This window comes from Rhizobium sophorae, from assembly GCF_013087515.1.
Classification (GTDB): Bacteria; Pseudomonadota; Alphaproteobacteria; order Rhizobiales; family Rhizobiaceae; genus Rhizobium; species Rhizobium sophorae.
The window spans coordinates 30,012-47,330 of sequence record NZ_JABFCN010000016.1; the positions used below are offsets into that span (position 1 = coordinate 30,012).

16 protein-coding genes and 1 pseudogene are annotated in these 17,319 nt (G+C 62.6%); 6 read left to right on the forward strand and 11 right to left on the reverse strand.

Features of this window, described 5'->3' with window-relative positions:
* Position 1: 1 nt before the first annotated feature.
* Positions 2-790 carry an SDR family oxidoreductase gene (locus G9X64_RS09585; protein ID WP_168316708.1) on the reverse strand — a complete coding sequence of 263 codons (789 nt, stop codon included), beginning with the start codon at positions 788-790 and terminating at the stop codon, positions 2-4.
* Between the two features lie 252 nt (positions 791-1,042).
* Here G9X64_RS09585 and G9X64_RS09590 point away from each other — a divergent pair, with 252 nt between their 5' ends.
* Entirely contained in the window at positions 1,043-2,707 is a 1,665-nt protein-coding gene (locus G9X64_RS09590) for an electron transfer flavoprotein-ubiquinone oxidoreductase (RefSeq protein ID WP_171376490.1), read from the forward strand.
* A gap of 135 nt (positions 2,708-2,842) precedes the next feature.
* The gene (locus tag G9X64_RS09595; protein WP_017959713.1) at positions 2,843-3,457 is read left to right on the forward strand and encodes a L,D-transpeptidase; all 615 of its coding nucleotides are present in this window, start codon (positions 2,843-2,845) and stop codon (positions 3,455-3,457) included.
* A 98-nt stretch (positions 3,458-3,555) separates the two neighbouring features.
* On the opposite strand, the gene G9X64_RS09600 is transcribed toward G9X64_RS09595, so the two are convergent.
* The gene (locus G9X64_RS09600) at positions 3,556-4,461 is read right to left on the reverse strand and encodes a DMT family transporter (RefSeq protein WP_168309713.1); all 906 of its coding nucleotides are present in this window, start codon (positions 4,459-4,461) and stop codon (positions 3,556-3,558) included.
* Between the two features lie 146 nt (positions 4,462-4,607).
* On the opposite strand from G9X64_RS09600, the gene G9X64_RS09605 reads away from it, so the two are divergent.
* Complete coding sequence (locus tag G9X64_RS09605) at positions 4,608-5,081, forward strand: Lrp/AsnC family transcriptional regulator (protein WP_018447335.1); 474 nt, start codon at positions 4,608-4,610, stop codon at positions 5,079-5,081.
* 23 nt (positions 5,082-5,104) lie between these two features.
* Here G9X64_RS09605 and mgtE read toward each other — a convergent pair whose 3' ends face one another.
* Both mgtE and G9X64_RS09615 read right to left on the reverse strand, forming a co-directional pair.
* A complete protein-coding gene (gene mgtE / locus G9X64_RS09610) occupies positions 5,105-6,478 on the reverse strand; it encodes a magnesium transporter (protein ID WP_171376491.1) in 1,374 nt (457 codons plus the stop codon).
* A 312-nt stretch (positions 6,479-6,790) separates the two neighbouring features.
* Positions 6,791-7,804, reverse strand: a complete 1,014-nt coding sequence (locus G9X64_RS09615; RefSeq protein ID WP_171376492.1) for a zinc-binding alcohol dehydrogenase family protein — start codon at positions 7,802-7,804, stop codon at positions 6,791-6,793.
* 102 nt (positions 7,805-7,906) lie between these two features.
* On the opposite strand from G9X64_RS09615, the gene G9X64_RS09620 reads away from it, so the two are divergent.
* Complete coding sequence (locus G9X64_RS09620) at positions 7,907-8,311, forward strand: winged helix-turn-helix transcriptional regulator (RefSeq protein WP_168309716.1); 405 nt, start codon at positions 7,907-7,909, stop codon at positions 8,309-8,311.
* On the opposite strand, the gene G9X64_RS09625 is transcribed toward G9X64_RS09620, so the two are convergent.
* On the reverse strand, positions 8,270-9,496 hold the full coding sequence (locus tag G9X64_RS09625; protein WP_168309717.1) for an MFS transporter: 1,227 nt from the start codon (positions 9,494-9,496) through the stop codon (positions 8,270-8,272). The two genes, G9X64_RS09620 and G9X64_RS09625, sit on opposite strands and share 42 nt — an antisense overlap.
* Before the next feature lie 301 nt (positions 9,497-9,797).
* Between G9X64_RS09625 and G9X64_RS09630 the strand changes: the two genes are divergently transcribed.
* Positions 9,798-10,742 carry a diacylglycerol/lipid kinase family protein gene (locus G9X64_RS09630; RefSeq protein WP_168309718.1) on the forward strand — a complete coding sequence of 315 codons (945 nt, stop codon included), beginning with the start codon at positions 9,798-9,800 and terminating at the stop codon, positions 10,740-10,742.
* A gap of 18 nt (positions 10,743-10,760) precedes the next feature.
* Here the strand turns inward: G9X64_RS09630 and G9X64_RS09635 are convergent, their stop codons facing one another.
* A complete protein-coding gene (locus G9X64_RS09635) occupies positions 10,761-12,113 on the reverse strand; it encodes a glutamine synthetase family protein (protein ID WP_171376562.1) in 1,353 nt (450 codons plus the stop codon).
* Between the two features lie 82 nt (positions 12,114-12,195).
* On the opposite strand from G9X64_RS09635, the gene G9X64_RS09640 reads away from it, so the two are divergent.
* Entirely contained in the window at positions 12,196-13,563 is a 1,368-nt protein-coding gene (locus G9X64_RS09640; protein ID WP_171376493.1) for an aspartate aminotransferase family protein, read from the forward strand.
* Positions 13,564-13,588: 25 nt separating this feature from the next.
* Here G9X64_RS09640 and G9X64_RS36480 read toward each other — a convergent pair whose 3' ends face one another.
* The 5 genes and pseudogenes from G9X64_RS36480 to G9X64_RS09660 all read right to left on the reverse strand — a co-directional run bounded on the left by G9X64_RS36480 (position 13,589) and on the right by G9X64_RS09660 (position 17,310).
* Positions 13,589-13,768, reverse strand: a complete 180-nt coding sequence (locus G9X64_RS36480; RefSeq protein ID WP_244956085.1) for a type II toxin-antitoxin system RelE/ParE family toxin — start codon at positions 13,766-13,768, stop codon at positions 13,589-13,591.
* 4 nt (positions 13,769-13,772) lie between these two features.
* Positions 13,773-13,892 (reverse strand): annotated as a pseudogene (locus G9X64_RS37265) (type II toxin-antitoxin system RelE/ParE family toxin); the annotation flags it as partial.
* A gap of 4 nt (positions 13,893-13,896) precedes the next feature.
* Entirely contained in the window at positions 13,897-14,148 is a 252-nt protein-coding gene (locus G9X64_RS09650) for a ribbon-helix-helix domain-containing protein (protein WP_168316794.1), read from the reverse strand.
* A gap of 177 nt (positions 14,149-14,325) precedes the next feature.
* Positions 14,326-15,810 carry an ArnT family glycosyltransferase gene (locus G9X64_RS09655; RefSeq protein ID WP_171376494.1) on the reverse strand — a complete coding sequence of 495 codons (1,485 nt, stop codon included), beginning with the start codon at positions 15,808-15,810 and terminating at the stop codon, positions 14,326-14,328.
* Entirely contained in the window at positions 15,811-17,310 is a 1,500-nt protein-coding gene (locus tag G9X64_RS09660; protein ID WP_171376495.1) for an ArnT family glycosyltransferase, read from the reverse strand.
* Positions 17,311-17,319: the final 9 nt, after the last annotated feature.

The following is a 17,319-nucleotide window of genomic DNA, read 5'->3' on the forward strand; positions in this document are numbered from 1 at the left end:
GTCAGACGGATCGTGCCGCGCCGCCGTCGCAGCGGATGAGCGAGCCGGTGATGTAGCTTGCCGGTTGGCTGCACAGGAAGGCAGCCGTTGCGGCGAATTCCTCGACCCTGCCATAGCGGCCGACCGGAATGCGCGCTTCCTTGTCGGTGCGGATCTCCTCGAGGCTCTTGCCGGTCCGCTTTGCCGCAGCTCCGTCGAGATCGTCGAGCCGCGCCGTCAGGATGCTGCCGGGCAAGAGCAGGTTGGTGGTGACGCCGAAGCCCGCCACTTCGGAGGCAAGCGTCTTGCTCCAGCCGGCAAGGGCCGGGCGCAGCGTATTCGACAGCGCCAGATTGGCGATAGGTTCGATCACGCCGGATGATGCAACGGTCAGGATGCGGCCCCAGCCCTGCGCCTTCATGCCGGGCAGCAGCGCATTGGTGAGCGTGATCACCCGAGCGACCATGGAGAGGAAATAGATTTCGAGCTTTTCGCCCGTCATGTCCTCCGTCGTGCCGGGCGTCGGTCCGCCGGTATTGTTGACGAGGATATCGAGCCCGCCGAACTTCTCCTTTACCGCCGTCGTCACCATCTCGACGAAGCGTTCGTCCCCGAGATCGGCCCAGATCCAGTCGGCCCGGCCTTTGCCTTCGGCATTGATCGCCTTGCAATTGGCCTCCAGCTGTTCGCCGCTGCGCCCGCAGAGCAGCACGTTTGCACCCTCCCGCGCTAGCGCCACGGCGATGCCGAGGCCGAGGCCGCGCGAGGAGGCGAGGACGAGTGCCCGTTTGCCGTTGATGCCGAGATCCATGATTGTCCTCCGATAGCTTTGAGCGATGTATAAGGCGCAAGCGGCGGAAAAGGAAAGGGCATGTGACCGGTTCGGCAGCGTTTGATAATTGACGTTAACGTAAGCGTTATGTAATTCTGTCGGACGAGGCCTCATCATTGTGCGAATTGGAAGATTGGCTGTCGTATCCCGGCTCGACAATGCTTTCTCGTTTTGACAAGAAAGTGCCATGACGGGGATGACGGCCGCGTGCCGCCAAGCGGAGACGAGTGAATGACCGAGACGACTGAGCTGCCCGAACGCGAGAGCATGGAATTCGACGTTGTTATCGTCGGCGCCGGTCCTGCCGGTCTTGCAGCGGCGATCCGGTTGAAGCAGGTCAATCCGGATGTCTCCGTCGTCGTGCTGGAGAAGGGCGCGGAAGTCGGCGCGCATATCCTCTCGGGCGCGGTGGTCGACCCGATCGGCATCGACCGGCTGCTGCCCGGCTGGCGCGACGAGGCCGATCATCCGTTCAAGACCAAGGTCAGCGCCGATCACTTCCTGCTGCTCGGTCCGGCTGGCTCTGTTCGTCTGCCGAATGTGCTGATGCCGCCCTTGATGAACAATCACGGCAACTACATCGTCTCGCTTGGGCTCGTCTGTCGCTGGCTGGCGACCAAGGCCGAAGAACTCGGCGTCGAGATCTATCCGGGCTTTGCCGCAACCGAAGTGCTCTACAATGACGAGGGCGCCGTCATCGGGGTGGCCACCGGCGATATGGGCATCGAGAAGAACGGCGAGCCTGGACCGAACTATACCCGCGGCATGGAACTGCTCGGCAAATATGTGCTGATCGGCGAAGGTGTGCGCGGCTCGCTCGCCAAGCAGCTGATCGCCAAGTTCGATCTGCAAAAGGACCGCGAGCCGCAAAAATTCGGCATCGGCATCAAGGAGCTCTGGCAGGTCAAGCCGGAAAACCATCGGCCGGGCCTGGTGCAGCATTCCTTCGGCTGGCCGCTCGGCATGAAGACCGGCGGCGGCTCCTTCCTCTATCACCTGGAAGACAATCTGGTGGCCGTCGGCTTCGTCGTCCACCTCAATTACAAGAACCCCTATCTCTATCCCTTCGAGGAATTCCAGCGCTTCAAGACGCATCCGGCGATCCGCACCACCTTCGAGGGCGGCAAGCGACTGTCCTATGGGGCGCGTGCCATCACCGAGGGCGGCTACCAGTCGGTGCCGAAGCTTTCCTTCCCCGGCGGGGCGCTGATCGGCTGTTCGGCCGGTCTCGTCAACGTGCCGCGTATCAAGGGCAGCCACAATGCGGTGCTGTCGGGCATGCTGGCGGCCGAGAAGATCGCCGCCGCGATTGTATCAGGCCGCAGTCATGATGACGTGATCGAGATCGAGAATGAATGGCGCAAGGGCGATATCGGCAAGGATTTGAAGCGCGTCCGCAACGTCAAGCCGCTGTGGTCGAAGTTCGGCACGGCGCTTGGCGTGGCGCTCGGCGGCTTCGACATGTGGACTAACACGCTGTTCGGCTTTTCCGTCTTCGGCACGCTGAAGCATGGCAAGACCGATGCTGAGAGCCTGGAGCCGGCGTCGCAGCACAAGCCGATCGCCTATCCGAAGCCCGACGGCGTCTTGACCTTCGATCGGCTGTCCTCGGTGTTTCTGTCGAACACCAATCACGAGGAGGACCAGCCGGTGCATCTCCAGGTCAAGGACATGAACCTTCAGAAGTCGTCCGAGCATGACATCTATGCCGGCCCGTCGACGCGCTACTGTCCGGCCGGCGTCTATGAATGGGTGGAGAAGGACGGCAAGGACGTCTTCGTCATCAACGCCCAGAACTGCGTGCACTGCAAGACCTGTGACATCAAGGATCCCAACCAGAACATCAACTGGGTGCCGCCGCAGGGCGGCGAGGGGCCTGTCTATCCGAATATGTGAGGCGGATTATCCCCACCGCGACAATTCTTGCGTGCTGACGCCTTCGTGATCGCCTCCTGCAGGAGGCTGTTAGCCGTTCGTTAACCATAATTTCCTTAGCTTGCGACATCAAGTTGACGCACTAAGGACACATTCATGACGATCTCCCGCCGGGGCTTCCTGATCGCTCTGCCGCTTTTCGTGGCCGGCTGCTCTTCGACCGGTCTGAACAGCCAGACCAATTATGCCGCACTGCCGGACGAAAAATTCCCGTTGAAGCAGGTGCCGATCGACAAGATCAAGCCGGAGCTCCGCCGCCAGGAAGTGGCCTACGAAACCACGCATGCTGCCGGCACCGTGATCGTCGATACACCCGCGCGCCGGGCCTATTACGTCCTCGGCGGCGGCAGGGCGATGCGTTATGGTGTCGGTGTCGGTCGTGAGGGGCTGGCATTTGCCGGTAACGCCTATATCGGCCGCAAGGCCGAGTGGCCGAGCTGGACGCCCACAGAAAACATGCAGCGCCGTGAAGAGCGCTATCGCAAGCTTGCCGGCGGCATGCCGGGCGGCCCGAACAACCCACTCGGCGCGCGGGCCATGTATCTCTATCGCGGCGGCAACGACACGCATTTTCGCATTCATGGCACCAACCAGCCGCAATCGATTGGTCTCGCCATGTCGAGCGGCTGTGTCCGCATGATGAACCACGACGTGATCGACCTCTATAGCCGCGTCGAGGTCGGCGCCAGGGTCGTCGTCATTCAGGCCTGACGTGTCCGTTCCAAGCTCGCTAAGGACGACGTCTCCATCGAAAAAGCCGCCGCAGCGATGGCTGCAGGCGGCTTTCCAACTGCTGTTTGTGTTGGATTTTAGCGGCGCGGCGTGGCGATACCCGTCGAAAGCGCCACGCCGATGCCGGTGATCACGGCGGCGCTGATTTCCGTCATGCCGATCGCTTCGCCAAGCAGCAAGCCGCCGCCAAGCGTCGCGAGAACCGGCGTCAGCGCCGTGAAGGCGGCAGCCTGTGTTCCGCCGAGTGTTCTGACGGCGGTGCCATAGGCGACCATGGCGACGAGGCCGGAAAGAATGCCCTGGCTCAGCACTTGCAGGCCGATTTCCTGAAGTGGAGCCTGTGGCAGCGAGACGCCGAAGATGAGGGCAAGCGCGCCCATGATCAGGAAGGACCAGACGGCAATCAGGGCACTCGCCTGCACGGCGGTCAGGCCGGAGCGGCGGAAGGCATGCGTATAGCTTGCCCAGAGAACGGCGCCGGCCGGCAGCAGCACGAAGCTCGTCCATGGCAGCGAGGCGTCCGCAAGGCTGCGCGTGAGCAGGATCAGCACGCCGGCGACGATCGCAACGAGCCCAGCGATGCGGGTGTTGTCCGGTCTTTCGCGAAACAGCGCAATCCCGATCAACGCCGCGGCGAGCGGCATCGAGCCGCCGAGCAGAATCCCCGAAGAGGCGGCCGGCGTCGAATGGATTGCCAGCGTGGTCAGCAGGAAGAAGATGGCGCCGGAACCGGATACCATGATCGCCAGCAGGTGAAGTGGCAGCGCCTTCGGTAGCAGCCCCGTCTTCAGCCAGACGGGTGAAAGCACCAGCGCCGGAATCCCGAAGCGGATCAGCCCGATATCGATCGAGCCGAGCGGCGTTGCGGCGCTGTGGCGGGTGACCAGAAACCATGTCGCCCAGATCAGCACGGTAATGGTGCCGCCAGCATAACCCAGTACCTGCGACGGCGACTTGTCGTTCGTGAAAGCAATGGTGGTCATCTCGTCCTGTCCTTTCCTTCATCCGGAGCCTGTCCGGTTGAAGAGAAGACTAGCGCCAGAGGTCAGGGCATGTCCTTGCTATCTGTGGCTCAAAAAACATGCTATGCGCAATCTTCTGCCAACTGACGTCTATATAGATCGCGAAAATGCCAAATCTCGATAAATTCGATATCGCCATCCTGAAGTGTCTGCAGGAGGATGCTCGGGCCACCAATGTCGAGATCGCCGAGAAGGTGAACCTTTCGCCGTCGCCCTGCCTGCGCCGCATCCGCAATCTCGAACGGTCCGGGATCATCCGCGGTTACACGGCGGATATCGACCGCAAGGAGGTCGGTCTCGGCCTGACCGTCTTCGTCGAATTCAAGGTCGTCCAGCACAGCCGCGAAAATTCCGAGGCGCAGCAGAAGGCGCTGCTCGCCATTCCCGAGATCGTCTCCTGCTTCCTGATTTCGGGTACGGCCGATTTCCTCGCCGAAGTGGTGGTGGAGGATCTCGCCGCCTACGAACGGCTTCTGACGGAAACGCTGTTGACCCTGCCGAATGTCAGCGACATCCGCTCGAACTTCGCCATCCGCAGCATCAAGACGCATGGGCCGTTGAAGTTGCCCGAGGGAAAATAATTCCCCTCGGGCCTGCTTGCGGGTTAGAGCAGCGTCCCGCTGAGGATGAGCAGCGCCACCGAGAAGTAGATGACGAGCCCGGTGACGTCGACCAGTGTGGCGACGAAGGGGGCCGAGGCGCTGGCCGGATCGAGCCGGAGCTTCTGCAGCACGAAAGGCAGCATCGAACCGCAGATCGAACCGAAGGTGACGATCCCGATCAAGGCGGCAAACACCGTGACGGCGACCATCTGCCAGTGCGGGCCGTAATCGTAGAGCCCGGCCGATTGCCAGAAGACGATGCGGATGAAGCCGACCAGGCCGAGGATCGCGCCGAGCACGACGCCCGTCGGCAGTTCGCGCAAAAGCACCTTCCACCAGTCCGAAAGCTTCAACTCGCCGAGCGCCAGGGCCCGGATGATCAGCGATGTCGCCTGCGAACCGGAATTGCCGCCTGAGCTCATGATCAGCGGGATGAACAGCGTCAACACCACGGCCTTTTCCAGCTCGCCTTCGAAATGCTGCATGGCGCTTGCCGTCAGCATCTCACCGAGGAAGAGCGCAGCGAGCCAGCCGGCGCGCTTGCGGATCATGCCGGCGAAGCTGATCTTCATGTAGGGCTGGCCGAGGGCCTCCATGCCGCCGAACCTCTGAGCCGCTTCCGTCGTGTCCGATATCATCGTGTCGATCACGTCGTCGACGGTGACGATGCCGAGCATCTGCCCCTGTTCGTCGGTGACGGGCAGGGCGAGCAAGTCGTGCTTGCGGATCAGCCGCGCGACATCCTCCTGCTTCATCAGCGGATCGGCCGAAACCGGCGCACCCTTCTGTGCCACTGAAAGGATTGAAGCTTCCGGCTCGCCGGTGATGAGGCGACGCAGCGTCACCACATGCAGCAGCGCATGGCTGACTTCGTCGAGAACGTAGATGGCGTAGACGGTTTCGCGCGAGCGTTCGACCTGACGCACATGGTCGAGTGTGCGGGCGACGGTCCAGCTGTCAGGCACGCTGACGAACTCCGTCGTCATGATGCCGCCGGCCGTGCGCGGCGGATAGCCCATCAGGTGCTGGATCGCGATGCGCACCGGTTCGTCGAGGCTGGAGAAAAGCCGGGCGCGGGTCTCGCCGTCGAGTTCGAGAAGCACGTCGGCGACACGGTCGTTGGACATGCCGTGCAGCAGCCGTGCGGCGTCCTCGGCGCTGATCAGTGCAAGGATCTGTGCGGCGTTGCGAAGCTCCGGCCGGTCGAGAATGTTGACCGCATAGTCGAGCGGCATGCCGGTTAGCACCCGCCCGGCGTCCTGGACGCTCAGCGCGTTCAACGCTTCGACGCGTTCGGCGATCGTTGCGCCGCGGCTGTTGTTGATGAAGGCACGGGCGGCATGGCCTGCCCGAAGAGGGAAGCGATTGATATTCATTTGAGGCTCGCCTTTCCGTCGATCCGCCGTAGCGTCCGATCGGGCGAGCCGACAGGAGTCGGTCAGCGCACGAGGGCCGCGTACGGCAAAGGCAATCGACTGCTACTGTCGCTTGGCATCGTTATGATGGCTCCGTTGAAATCCGTGTCTGATGAGTGTCATCCACGTGAGTGCTAGGTGGTCCCGAACGCGGAAAAAGTCAAGCAGGGTAAATGCTTAACGCCAGAATGTCGCACCCGGCGATGCGGCATTCCAGGTGGGTATGGTTTATATACGACCGTGCGGGAAACACCGGGCCTGCTGGCTGCGATCTCAGAATCCCGCAAGCACCGCCTTGCCCTTCATTCTGCCGCTTTCGACCATGGCATGCGCCGTCTTGAGGTTTGCCGCATTGATCGGCCCGACGATCTCTGAAAGCGTGGTGCGGATCTTTCCGGCGTCGACGAGTTCGGAAATCTTGTTCAGCAGCTTGTGCTGCTCGATCATGTCAGGGGTGCCGTAGAGCGGGCGGGTGAACATCAGCTCCCAATGAACGGAGACGGCCTTGCGCTTGAAGGGCACGATGTCGAGCGTCTTCGGATCGTCGATCAATGCGAAGCGGCCCTGCGGCGCAATCGCTTCGACGATGTCGCCGATATGGCTATCGGTATTGGTGGTCGAGAATATGAATCCCGGCGCGCCGATGCCGAGCGCTGCCACCTGCGGTGCGATCGGTTTGGAATGGTCGACGACGTGATGCGCGCCGAGTTCCTTCACCCAGTCCTGCGTTTCCGGCCGCGAGGCCGTGGCGATCACCGTCAAGTCGGTCAATGCCCGGGCGATCTGGATGGCGATCGAGCCGACGCCGCCGGCGCCGCCGATGATCAGGATGGAGCGTCCCGCTCCCGAAACCGCGTCCTGCACCTTCAGCCGGTCGAACAGCGCCTCGTAGGTCGTAATCGAGGTCAGCGGCAGGGCGGCCGCCGCCGCGAAATCGAGGCTCTTCGGTTTGGCGCCGACGATGCGCTCGTCGACGAGATGGAATTCGGCATTGCTCCCCGGGCGGCTGATGACGCCGGAGTAGAACACCTCGTCGCCGGGCTTGAACAGTGTGACATCAGCGCCGATGGCCTTGACGACGCCGGCGGCATCCCAGCCGAGCACCTTGAGCTCGTCCGCGGGCGGCGCGGAATGGGCGCGCACCTTCACGTCGACGGGATTGACCGAAACCGCTTTGATTTCGACGAGCAGATCGTGGCCCCCAGCCTCCGGCATCGGCAGCTCGACATCGATCAGCGAGGTTTCGGCTGAGATCGGTTGGGGCGTTTTATAGGCGACGGCGCGCATGGGAAACTCCTGTGTTCGTTGCACGGAAGCTAGATGCGCACTATGTTCTGACAACGCAAGAATGCACAAATTCTGTACGTAGTACCCAAAAGGATACTGTAAATGTCATTGCCGCGCGCCAAGCTCGTCAAGAATTTCCCCGGCTGCCCGGTCGAAGCGACGCTGACTTACCTCGACGGGAAGTGGAAGGGCGTGATCCTGTTTCATCTGATGGAAGGAACCCTGCGCTTCAACGAATTGCGGCGTAAGCTGCCGGCCGTGACCCAGCGCATGCTGACCAAGCAACTGCGTGAACTGGAAGAGTCCGGCCTGGTGTCACGTACCGTCTATCCGGTCGTGCCGCCGAGGGTCGAATATGCAATGACGCCGCTCGGCATGACGCTGAAGCCCGTGATCCAGGCGTTGGCCGCCTGGGGTGACGCTTATGTCTTCTGCAGCCCGGAAGGCCGCGAGCTGCGCCTGGCCTCAGACGGCCTGCGAGCTCCGGTCGCGGCGCTCGAGGCGTAGCGAGGCTGCAAAGACGAAGAGGCCGAGGAAGGACAGCGCCGCGCCGACATAACCGGTTGCCGCAAAACCATAACCCCCGGCGATGACGAGGCCGCCGAGCCAGGCGCCGATCGCATTGGCGATGTTGAAGGCGGAATGGTTGGACGCGGCCGCAAGCGTCTGCGCGTCGGCGGCGACATCCATCAGCCGCGTCTGCAGCGCCGGGCCGGCGGCAAAGCCGCAGCCGACGAGGAAGACGGAGAGACCGAGCAAATAGGGATTGGCGGCGGTCAGAGAGAAGGTGGTCAGCACGACGATATTGTAGACAAGTGAGCCGCCGATCGTGCCGAGCAGCGATTTGTCGGCGAGCCATGAGCCGATGAAATTGCCCGCATTCATGCCGACGCCGAAGAGGACCAGCATGATCGGAACTGCTGTTTCCGGCAGCATTGCGACCTCAGTCGTCGTCGAGGCGATATAGCTGAACATTGCGAACATGCCGCCGTAACCAACGGCGGCGATGCCGAGCGTCAACCACACCTGCGGCCGGCGGAAGGCGCCGAGTTCGCGCAGGAAGCCCGCCTCCGCGGAAACCCTGTCCTTCGGAACGTAGAACCAGATCAGCGCCACGGTCAGCAGGCCGAGCACGCCGACCGAGAAAAACGCCACCTGCCAGTCGAGCGACTGGCCGAAGAAGGTCGTCAACGGCGTGCCGAGAAGTGTCGCAACGGTCAGGCCGAGCATGACGCGGCCAACAGCGCGGGCGCGGCGATGCACCGGCACCATCGAGGCGGCGACAAGGGCCGCGACGCCGAAATAGGCGCCGTGCGGCAGGCCGCTGACGAAACGCAGCAGCGTGAAGGTCTCGAAGGTCGGCGCCATGGCGCTCGATATATTGCCGGCGGCAAAGATCAGCATCAGGGTCAAAAGCAGCGTGCGCCGCGCCATCTTCGCGGCGAGCACGGCAATGACGGGTGCGCCGACGACGACGCCGAGCGCATAGGCGCTGATGACGTAGCCGGCTTGCGGAGTCGTGACTGAGAAGGTCTCGGCGACATTGGGCAGCAGCCCCATGATTGCGAATTCCCCGGTGCCGATACCGAAACCGCCGCAGGCGAGCGCCAGCTGGACGAGCGCCACGGTCATTGCCGACGGCAGCACTTCATCCTGGCTATCAACAGAAATATTGGCGGCAATCTCACTCACGAGAGCTCCTCGAGGCGGTTTCTGCTTGGCAATGGCGCGCTGGCGCAGCCGCGGCCGCAAGCCGATCGGTGGAAATGGCGGGAGGTGGAAACGATGTCTCCGATAGACCATCTATCCGTGAGCTTGCGGCTGCCGTCGAGTGCATTTTTTGCAGTGCAGCGTCCTGCTATGTGCATACGTCTATTGCAATTTTTGCATTTCTGCCCTCTGTCAGGAAAGAAGGCTGCGCTTGAAATCGCCGATATCGCAACCATCTCAGGGGCAAGGCAGGAGCATTTCCGCGCCAGGGACGGGAGCTCTTATGAAGCTTGTAGGCTTTTTCAATCGCGACGGCGGGACCTTTAAGACCACCGACATGCTGGCCTATGAGAAGAGGGCGGAGGCGGCTTTCCGCGAAGCGGGGCACGATTTCGACGCCATCGTCTTCTCAGGAAAGGAAATCGTTCCCGCCATGGAGCGGGCGGCCAAGCGCGACGATATCGACGGCATCGTCGCCGGCGGCGGCGACGGCACGATTTCGGCGGCGGCATCGATTGCGTGGAAAAACGGAATTGCGCTCGGCGTCGTGCCCGCCGGCACCATGAACCTCTTTGCCCGATCGCTGCGTGTGCCGCTCGACATCTGGCAGGCGCTCGATGTGCTTGCCTCCGGTGAGGTCGATAATGTCGATATCGCCAGCGCCAACGGCCGGCCCTTCATCCACCAGTTTTCCGCCGGCCTGCATGCCCGCATGGTGCGCTACCGCAACGCCTACAGCTATCGCTCCCGGCTGGGCAAGATCCGGGCGAGCACGAAGGCGGCTTTAGGCGTCATCTTCAACCCGCCGGAATTCGAGGTCGAGTTCGAAGCGATCGGCATGCGCGAGCGCCGCAGGGTGTCGGCGATCTCGGTCTCCAACAATCCCTTCGGCGAGAACGCGCTGCTCTACGCCGATGATTTGAGAAGCGGCGAACTCGGCTTCTACACGGCAAATCCGCTGAAACCCCTCGGTGTCGCCCGTCTCGCCATCGACATGCTGCGCGGCAAGGTCCGCGAGAATGCCGATGTCATGGTGATGCACCCGGCCGAAGTGCACCTGCATTTCCCGAAACTGCGCTCCAAGGCCAATTGCGTCATGGATGGCGAACTGCTGCCGCTCGAACGCGACGTCTCGATCCGGCTGCATCCGGGCGAATTGAAGGTTCTCGTCAAGCAGGGTCTCGCCGCTCAAGTGAATGCGGACGAACGCCGCGAGCCCGCTGCGTAAGTCGGCCGCCGCGTAATTTCAGAGCCGCGGCAGATAGGTGCGGTAGTCGAAATCCGAGACGGTGCGCAGATGCGCAAGCGCTTCCTTGCGCTTGGTGTCGCCATAGAGCGCCTGATAACGCGCGCCGAAGATATCGGCGATGAAGGGCGAGGTGCGGAAGGTGTCGACGGCGCTGAGGAAATCATGCGTCAGTCGCGTCGTATTCGCCGGTATGTGCGAGGGCGTTGTCTCTTCGCCGGGGTCGAGTTCGCCATCGAGACCGGTGAGCATGCCGCCGAGGATCGCCGCCAGCAGCAGATAGGGATTGGCGTCGGCGCCGGCGACGCGGTGTTCGATGCGTGCGGCCGGGCCATCCTTGTCGGGGATGCGGATCGCCGTGCCGCGATGGCCGCTGCCCCAGGTCAGATCCACAGGCGCAAACGAGCCCGGCTGGAAGCGGCGGTAGGAATTGGCAAAGGGGGCGAAGATCAGCTGCGCCGCGCGCATGGAGTCGAGCAGGCCCGATATCACCGATTTGAGCAGCTTCGGTTCGCCGCCCTTGGCATCGAGGATGTTGCGGCCTTGCCCGTCGATGATGCTCGCATGCACATGCAGGCCGGAGCCGGCATGTTCGGAATAGGGCTTGGCCATGCAGGTCGATTTCAGCCCGTGGCGGCGCGCCGCCTGTTCGGCGATGCGCTTGAGATAGAGGCAATCGTCGGCGGCTGCCAGCGCATCCGCGCGGTGCAGCAGGTTGACCTCGAACTGGCCCGGCCCGAATTCCGCCGTCGTCGCATCCGCCGGCAGGTTCTGCGCCTTCGCATAGGCCCTCAGCGTCTGCAAATAGCCATCGAGCGCGTCGACGGCGCTCATGTCGTAGAGCTGGAAACCGTTCGGTTCGCCGCGATAGGTGAGGCTTTCGGGCGGGCAGGGGCGTCCGGTCTCGCGCCAGTCTCCCGACATCACGTAAAATTCCAGCTCGGTCGCCACGACGGGCGTCAGCCCGCGCGCCGCATAGCGCTCGACCACCGAAGCGAGGATGGCACGTGGATCCATGAAGCTCGGGCTGCCGTCGAATTCGTGCATGGTGGCGAGCACTTGCATCGAGCCCTCGGGCGCCCAGGGCATCGGCGCCAGGCTGCGCCGGTCGGGGATGACCTTGCCGTCGGGATCACCGATCGTCAGCGACAGGCCGGTGATATCGTCATTATCGTCGCCCCAGATGTCGAGCGACTGCGTCGATGTCGGCAGGCGGATGTCACCGGCCCAGACCTTGTCTTCGGCGCCTGATAGAAGCTGCTTGCCGCGCAGGTCGCCGTTCATGCCGACGATCAGGATCTCGAAACGCGGGTCGTCGCCTTTCGTCTTGCCGTCCATCCTGTCGCTTGCCATGACCTTGAAAATCCCCCGGGACAAGGCCAAGCTCCTATCCCATCGACATCAGTCTTTCAATCCGTGAGGGTCTTTACCAATCATGCCCGATACTTACCCACCCTCGAACCTTGCCGCGATCGACGCCGCACACCATCTGCATCCCTTCGCCGACATGAAGAAGCTGAATGCCGAGGGTGCGCGTATCATCCAGCGCGGCGAGGGCGTCTACATCTTCGACAATCACGGCAGGAAATATCTCGATGGCTTCGCCGGCCTCTGGTGCGTCAATATCGGCTATGGGCGCCGCGAGATCGCCGATGCCGCCACCAGGCAGATGAATGAGCTGCCCTATTACAACACCTTCTTCGGCACGACCTCGACGCCGGCGACGCTGCTGGCACAGAAGGTCACCTCCCATGCCGGCGAGCGATTCAACCATATCTTCTTCACCGGCTCCGGCTCGGAGGCGAACGACACCTGGTTCCGCATGGCCCGCGTCTACTGGAGCGCCGTCGGCAAGCCGTCGAAGAAGATCGTGATATCAAGGAGAAACGGTTACCACGGTTCGACGGTCGCCGGCGCCAGCCTGGGCGGCATGAAATACATGCATGAGCAGGGCGACCTGCCGATACCGGGCATTGTCCATATCGGCCAGCCCTACTGGTACGGCGAGGGCGGCGATCTCACGCCTGATGAATTCGGCCTCAAGGTTGCCCGCGAGCTCGAAGCGAAGATCGACGAACTCGGCGAGGAGAATGTCGCCGCCTTCGTCGCCGAGCCGGTGCAGGGGGCCGCCGGCGTCATCATCCCGCCCGAGACCTACTGGCCGGAGATCGACCGCATCTGCAAGGCGCGCAATATCCTGCTGGTGACCGACGAGGTGATCTGCGGTTTCGGTCGACTGGGCGCCTGGTTCGGCCACCAGTATTTCGGCGTCGAGCCCGATCTGGCGCCGATCGCCAAGGGGCTTTCCTCCGGCTACCTGCCGATCGGCGGCGTACTCGTCAGCGACCGTATCGCCGATGTCCTGATCAACGAGGTCGGCGACTTCAACCACGGTTTCACCTATTCCGGCCACCCGGTCTGCGCTGCCGCAGCCCTCGAAAACCTGCGCATCATCGAGGAGGAAAGACTGGTCGAACGGGTGCGCGACGATATTGGCCCCTATTTCGGCAGGGCCTGGGCAGCGCTGGCAGACCATGATCTGGTCGGCGAAGCCGTCAGCATCGGCCTGATGGGCGGCCTGCAGCTTGCCGCCGAGAAGAGCACCCGCACCCGTTATGCCAAGCCCGATCAGGTCGGTGCGCTGGTGCGCAACCACGCGCTGGCGAACGGTCTGGTGCTGCGCGCCACCGGTGACCGCATGCTGGCCTCGCCGCCGCTCGTCATCAGCCACGCCGAGGTGGACGAGATAGCGAGGATTACCAGGTTGGCGCTGGATTTGGCCTGGAAGGAGTTGAAATCCTGATTGCGCTCAGTCCAGCTGGCTGGGCCTAAAGCTCGAAATCCTGCGACTTGATATCTTCGGCGCCATGCTTGACACGTAAGACCACGATGCGGTCGTGATAGGAGCGGTAGTAGATGCAGCGGTTCCGGTAGGGCAGGCCGCACAGGCCTTCCGCAATGTGGTCGCGGGGGAGATCCGGTGAAGTCCACTTGGGCGATCCAGGCAATCTTCGCGGTCAGGTCGGCCAGGAATTCCTGCGCGTAATGGGGATTGCTCTCGGCGATATAGCGCCGAATATTCCGCAGATCCTCAATGGCGGATGGAGCGATAATCAGGCGTTTCGGTTTGATGGCCCTAGCTTTTGTTCATGACGTCTTTGAGGAGATCCGCGCCGGTAGCGTATTCCTTGCCGAGGCTGGCTTCGATCTCGGCGTCCGCCGCCTGAATGTCCCTACGCAGCGCCTGTATTTTCAACTCGTGGTCGGCGAGCATACGGATGCCTGCCCGCACGGCCTCGGTTTCGGTGCCGAACCGGCCATTGCGGACAAGATCCGATAGGATCCCGTCATAGGTATCGCCAAGGGAAAAGGTCTTTGCCCGTGCCATGTAAGTTTACTCCTGCTCTTAGTATATGACAAATACAATACTTTTACAATATTTGAACACGCTAGATATGGCCAACGAGCCAATGGCTCAGCGCCTCAGAGCACAGTGAATGAGATAGCGAGGATCACGAAACTGGCGTTGGATGGCGGCCTGGGGGAGCTGAAATCCTGATTGCGCTCAGCCCGGCTGGTTGACCCAGGCATAGCCGAAACGATAGCTGTCGTCGCCGCGCCCATAGACATAAGGCACGACGATCACCGACGCCTGCGGGGCGGACATGCCGAGATTGGTCTGCAGCCATTGAGCCATATCAGGCGGAAGTGCTTCGCTTCCGCCCTTGGGGAGGAGCCACACGAGGAGAAGCGGGCGCCGGCCGGAGAGATCCGGATTGAAGCCGGGATAATCCACGGAAAGAACCGGAACGCTCGGAATATCCTGCCTGAGGTTTCCGGCGAGCAGGCTGTCGCCGGCAAGGATCGCCGCCGGTTCGGCCTGTCTGCGCAAGGTTTCCAGCATGCCGGCATAAGGCCTGTTCAGCCGCTCGTAATGACCGGTAAAGCGTGCAGTCGCAACGCTCCCATAGAGGGCCGCCGGCACGCTGATCATGATGACGGCGAGGATGGGTATAAAACGCCGGAACGCTCTGTCTGTCGTGACGCCTGCTGCCTCGATCTTCAGGCAGAAATAGAGCGGCAGGATGAAGAGCATCGGCACCAGCCAGCGATCCTTGATGCCGGCAGCACCCCCGAAGACGATCAAAAGCAGAATGCCGGCCAAGAAAACGAGCATCATCCGCTCGAGAAGCCGCGTCCATTCCGAGCCGGAGCCAAGCGCCGGACGAAGGTTCTTGCCGAAGACGAGCGCGAATACCGCCACGGTCACTCCGGCAAAGCTGATAGTGGCGAGGGCGAGCGAGCTGACGCCCATGGCGACCTGCGTGAGATAGCTCGCATCGCCGCTCGCGGTCATCTTCTCCAGCGTGCGCGCGGTGGCGAAATCGAGATTGTCCTTCAGCCAGAAGAGATGCGGCAGGGTGATGACGAGTGCCACCGCCGCTGTCAGCACCAGCCGCCAGTCGAAGATCCGCGGCCGCAGGCGCGCATCGGCCAGCGCGGCAATCAGGGCTGCCGCCGGCAGGATCGCGAAATTATATTTGGCAAGCAGGCCGAAGCCGATGCCGATGGCGGCGATGAGATAGGAGGCAAGGCTTGGCTGCTTCAGGCTGCGGATGAAGCCGTAGAAGAAGATGCTGGCCGAGAAGAACACCGCGACCGTGTGCGTCAGGTCGCGCTGCATCTCGAAAGCCATCTGCGGGATCGTCAGCAGCCCGAGCGTGGCGATCGCCACCAGCGCCTTGTCGCGCAGCACGAGCCGCGCCGTCAGGCCGTACAGCAGATAGGAGATGAACAGCAGGAGGTTCTTCACGATGGAAAGGGCGGTCAGCGAGACGCCGGCAAACTGAAAGACAGTGTATTGCAGCCAGTTGTAGAAGGGCGGCTGCGGGCCGTAGCCGGCGGCAAGCCATTGCGAGCGGAAGGCCTGTTCGGCCTCGTCGAGATCGAGCGAATGCGAGGTAGCGAGCCGCACGCCGACCTGAAGCGCGAAATAGGCTGCCAGCAGAACGAAGATCCACCTGATGTCGCGAAGCTTGCTCTCGGTCATCTATTTGGTCTCCGGCTGCACCCAGGCGTAGCCGAGTGCGAAATTGTCGCCCTGGCGGCCGAAATAATAGGGAAGCGACAGCGAGCCGATCTCCTGCAGCGCGATATCAGCCGCCGTCAGCGCCGCGGAAAACCGCTCCGGCATGAGCGCATCGGCAGCCGTCGCCGTCTTCTTGCCACGCCAGACGATCAGCACCGGCCCCCTGGCCTCGGCATAGGCCGGAATGCCCGGTGCCGGAAAATCCGGGATCACCACCGGCACATCGGGAAATTGCAGCCGCATGTTTCCGCCGATATAGGTGTCGGAAGCGATCACCAGCGCCGGTTGCGCCTGTCGCGTCATCTCGCGCGAAAAACCCGCCATCGGCACATTCGGCCGGCTGTAAGTGCCGATCAGCCCGGCGCCGACGACGCGGAATCCGAGTGCGATCAGCACGCAGGCCATCAGCACCGGCAGTACCGGCCGGAAGCGGCGCAGTCCGGCGGAAAAGTCGAGCCCGGCGGCCTGCATTTTCGCAAGGAAGTAGATCGGCAGAACCAGCAGGAAGGGGTCGAGCCAGCGCTCGCGAACAGTTGTCGAGCCGGTCAACAGCACGATCAAAGCGATGCCGGCGAGGCTTGCGAGCATCATCCGCTCCATCATCCCGGTCCAGCGGTTGCCCGCCGAGAGCGCCCGGACGAAATCCCGGCGGAAGGTGGCAGCGAAGATCACCACCGGCAACGCCGCAAAGGCGATGATGGCGACCAGAAAGGCGAGAAGACCCTTGCCGATCCGCACGATGCCGGCGGGTTCGTTGCCGGCGGCCATCTTGACCAGAGTATCGGAAGAGGCGAATGCGAGATTGTCTCGCAGCCAGATCGCATGCGGCAGGGCGATGACGAGCGCAACGGCGACCGCGACCAATATGCGCCAGTCGAGCGCCCGGCGCCGCCATTCGGCATCGGGCAAGATGGCGATCAAGGCGACGACAGGCATCAGCGCGAAATTATATTTCGAGATCAGCCCGATGCCGGTCGCAAGTCCGAGCAGCAGGTAGCTCGCCATATCCGGCCGGTCGAGCGTGCGGAAGAGCCCATAGAGAAACAGCGAGCTGGCAAAGAGCAGCGCCGTCGTGTGGGTCAGATCCTGCTGGGCCATGTAGGAGACCTGGGGCAGGGTGATCAGCGCCAGCATGCCGACGGCGGCAAGTGCCTCATCCTTCAGCGCACGCCGCCCGGCAAGGCCATAGAAGAGATAGGACAGGAACAGCAGGATATTCTTCGGAACGATCAGCGCGCCGATCGACATGCCCGTCAGCGAAACGATGGCATATTGCATCCAGTTGTAGAAGGGCGGCTGCGGGCCGTAGCCCGCCAGCAGATATTGCGAGAAGAAGGATTGCTCGGCCTCGTCGAGCTCCAGCGAATGCGGAAGCGCGATGCGCAGCACGATGTTGAGCACGAAATAGGCCGCAAGCAGCAGGCCCGCGGTTTTGATCGTCCTCGTCGCGCGCTTCAGCATCGTGCTGCC

What these genes read in the sequence shown, in the direction of transcription:
- G9X64_RS09585 (WP_168316708.1), bottom strand. Translation starts at nt 790, where the DNA reads ATGGATCTCGGCATCAACGGCAAACGGGCACTCGTCCTCGCCTCCTCG.
- G9X64_RS09590 (WP_171376490.1), top strand. Translation starts at nt 1,043, where the DNA reads ATGACCGAGACGACTGAGCTGCCCGAACGCGAGAGCATGGAATTCGAC.
- G9X64_RS09595 (WP_017959713.1), top strand. Translation starts at nt 2,843, where the DNA reads ATGACGATCTCCCGCCGGGGCTTCCTGATCGCTCTGCCGCTTTTCGTG.
- G9X64_RS09600 (WP_168309713.1), bottom strand. Translation starts at nt 4,461, where the DNA reads ATGACCACCATTGCTTTCACGAACGACAAGTCGCCGTCGCAGGTACTG.
- G9X64_RS09605 (WP_018447335.1), top strand. Translation starts at nt 4,608, where the DNA reads ATGCCAAATCTCGATAAATTCGATATCGCCATCCTGAAGTGTCTGCAG.
- mgtE (WP_171376491.1), bottom strand. Translation starts at nt 6,478, where the DNA reads ATGAATATCAATCGCTTCCCTCTTCGGGCAGGCCATGCCGCCCGTGCC.
- G9X64_RS09615 (WP_171376492.1), bottom strand. Translation starts at nt 7,804, where the DNA reads ATGCGCGCCGTCGCCTATAAAACGCCCCAACCGATCTCAGCCGAAACC.
- G9X64_RS09620 (WP_168309716.1), top strand. Translation starts at nt 7,907, where the DNA reads ATGTCATTGCCGCGCGCCAAGCTCGTCAAGAATTTCCCCGGCTGCCCG.
- G9X64_RS09630 (WP_168309718.1), top strand. Translation starts at nt 9,798, where the DNA reads ATGAAGCTTGTAGGCTTTTTCAATCGCGACGGCGGGACCTTTAAGACC.
- G9X64_RS09635 (WP_171376562.1), bottom strand. Translation starts at nt 12,113, where the DNA reads ATGGCAAGCGACAGGATGGACGGCAAGACGAAAGGCGACGACCCGCGT.
- G9X64_RS09640 (WP_171376493.1), top strand. Translation starts at nt 12,196, where the DNA reads ATGCCCGATACTTACCCACCCTCGAACCTTGCCGCGATCGACGCCGCA.
- G9X64_RS09650 (WP_168316794.1), bottom strand. Translation starts at nt 14,148, where the DNA reads ATGGCACGGGCAAAGACCTTTTCCCTTGGCGATACCTATGACGGGATC.
- G9X64_RS09655 (WP_171376494.1), bottom strand. Translation starts at nt 15,810, where the DNA reads ATGACCGAGAGCAAGCTTCGCGACATCAGGTGGATCTTCGTTCTGCTG.
- G9X64_RS09660 (WP_171376495.1), bottom strand. Translation starts at nt 17,310, where the DNA reads ATGCTGAAGCGCGCGACGAGGACGATCAAAACCGCGGGCCTGCTGCTT.